The 1,438-nt window shown below is 63.6% G+C and carries 2 protein-coding genes; one reads left to right on the forward strand and one right to left on the reverse strand.

Annotated elements, in window-relative coordinates:
- Positions 1-527: TetR/AcrR family transcriptional regulator (locus tag OC159_RS19915; RefSeq protein WP_265502965.1), on the reverse strand; the 527-nt coding region annotated here is incomplete at its 3' end.
- Between the two features lie 138 nt (positions 528-665).
- Between OC159_RS19915 and OC159_RS19920 the strand changes: the two genes are divergently transcribed.
- A partial coding sequence (locus OC159_RS19920) for a zinc-dependent alcohol dehydrogenase family protein (protein WP_265502966.1) occupies positions 666-1,438 on the forward strand: 773 nt, incomplete at its 3' end.

The raw sequence follows: 1,438 nt of genomic DNA on the forward strand, positions 1-1,438 counted from the left end.
TCGTTGATCGTAGCGCCATCGCGCGCTTGAACGGACATGCCTTCCATGACCGTATTGATGAATTTGCCTAGGACGGCCGGATCGACATTGGCCGCAAGCTCGCCCTGCGCGGCGCCGCGTTGCAGACGCTCGATCAGGAGGGCCTCCGCCGCGATACGTTTGTCGCGCAGCAGGCATTCGATGGCGGCGGACGCCGGCGACACGGCTGCCGCTGCCGAATACATGAAGCAGCCGGCCGGCGTTCCCGGTTCCGAGAAAGATGACGCCGCTCGTTCCAGCAGGCCTTTGACGGCCTCGAAGGTGGACAACGCCGGATCGTTGATGGGTGCATAGAGGTGTACGCTGAACGTCGCGGCGTAGCGCTCGATCACCGCCGCGAACAGCCCCGCCTTGTTGTCAAACGCTGCATAGAGACTGGCGGCGGCGACACCAGTCTCCGCCACGAGATCGGCCATCGAAGTCGCCTCGTAGCCGCGCTGCCAGAATAGCCGCACCGCCTTGTCGAGCGCAGCGTCAGTGTTGAACACGCGAGGGCGACCTGCGCCCCGACGGGCTTTCGTGTCTGTCATGTCTGCTGCCCGATATGGAATGATCGATAAATAATATCTTGAAACTGGTGGCTCATACCGATACAGAACGATCATTCAATAATCAAGGAGTGTCCCATGAGCCGCATCGTTCGTATCCACGAATATGGCGACGCCAGCGTCCTCAAGATTGAAGATCTGGCCGTGCCCGCGCCCGCGGCCGACGAAGTGCAGATCGCGGTCAAGGCGATAGGTATAAACCGCGCCGAAGTGATGTTCCGCAACCATGCCTACCTTCAGGAAGCCGAGTTCCCGAGCCGCCTCGGCTACGAGGCCGCCGGCACCGTCGTTACGGTTGGCGCGGACGTGACCGGGTTTGCGGAAGGCGAAGCCGTCAGCGTCATCCCCCCGCTCGATATCGCGCGCTGGGGCACCTATGGCGAGGTCGCCAACGTGCCCGCCCGCCTTATCGTCAAGCATCCGGCGGCGTTGTCGTTCGAGGAAGCGGCGGCCGTGTGGATGCAATATGTCACCGCTTGGGGCGCGCTGGTGGAGCAGGCGAAGCTCGGCGAGGGCGATTTCGTCATCGTCACCGCTGCTTCCAGCAGCGTCGGCCTTGCTGCCTTCCAGATTGCGCGGATGGTCGGCGCGACGGTGATCGCGACGACGCGGACCAGGGCCAAGCGCCAGGCCCTCCTTGATGCCGGTGCACATCATGTCGTCGCGACCGAGGAAGAAGATCTGGTCGCAAAGGTGATGGAGATTACCGATGGTGCAGGTGCGCGCGTGGTGCTCGATCCGGTCGGAGGCCCGTCGTTCGAGCCGCTGACCGCGAGCATGGCGCGCGGTGGCATCCTGCTCGAATATGGCGCGCTCAGCGGCGAGCCGACGCCGTTCCCGTTGTTCTCCGT

The sequence above is a fragment of the Paracoccus beibuensis genome (assembly GCF_026162625.1).
Classification (GTDB): Bacteria; Pseudomonadota; Alphaproteobacteria; order Rhodobacterales; family Rhodobacteraceae; genus Paracoccus; species Paracoccus beibuensis.